This is a genomic window from Streptococcus suis (assembly GCF_002960425.1).
Taxonomy (GTDB): domain Bacteria; phylum Bacillota; class Bacilli; order Lactobacillales; family Streptococcaceae; genus Streptococcus; species Streptococcus suis_S.
The window spans coordinates 1-753 of record NZ_POIZ01000072.1; the positions used below are offsets into that span (position 1 = coordinate 1).

The window sequence follows — 753 nt, forward strand, 5'->3', positions numbered from 1 at the left end:
AGCTTCGTAAATCTTAATATCTTTCTCAAAACCATTCTGCTCCGTTCTTCGTGAATAATTCTTAAACGAGTAGACAACCCCATCTGGTTTTATCCACTGGTCAGAATCTTCTAAGTAAGTCCAGTTTTCAGGATTGGCATCACTCTTCTTATAGCTTTTCTTCTGCTCTTTCTGATATGTTCCGTAGGGAATCAGAGGTGTTTTCCCCAGGTCATCAAGGATAAAGCTATAATTTTCTTCACTTCCATAACCTGCATCTGCGACAATGTGTTGAAAGAGTTCTAGGGTTTGGATGGATTGAAGAAAAGGCTTGAGTGTCCGAGTGTCAGTTGGATTCGGAAACAGTCCGTAAGCTAAGGCAAACTGGCTGTTTGTGCCAAGTTGGAGGTTGTAACCAGGCTTGAGCTGACCATTCTTCATATGATCTTCTTTCATTCGCATGAATGTTGCATCGTGATCCGTTTTAGAATAGGAATTTCGCTCTTGTAGAATCTGTTTATCTCGTTCGTACTTCTGTTTCCGAACAAGAAAATCCTCTTTCAACTTTCTCTTTAGTTTCTTAATTCTTCTTCGTTTCTGTCTGTTGGCTGATCCACCTTTAATGACTTTCGGCTCTTGTGAGATAGCTTCTTCCACCTCGTCCAATACTTGTTCTGTCTCATGTAGGAGTTGTTTGAGTCCCTCGCTAGTGAGGCATTCTTCCTTGGACAAGGCAGTATTCACCCCTTCTTGAACTAGCTTGTCATAAAAACG

At 41.2% G+C, this 753-nt stretch carries 1 protein-coding gene; it reads right to left on the reverse strand.

Translation table 11 applies throughout. The features are described from left to right. Nucleotides 1–753: transposase (locus C1G57_RS09135; protein ID WP_153045624.1), on the reverse strand; the 753-nt coding region annotated here is incomplete at both ends.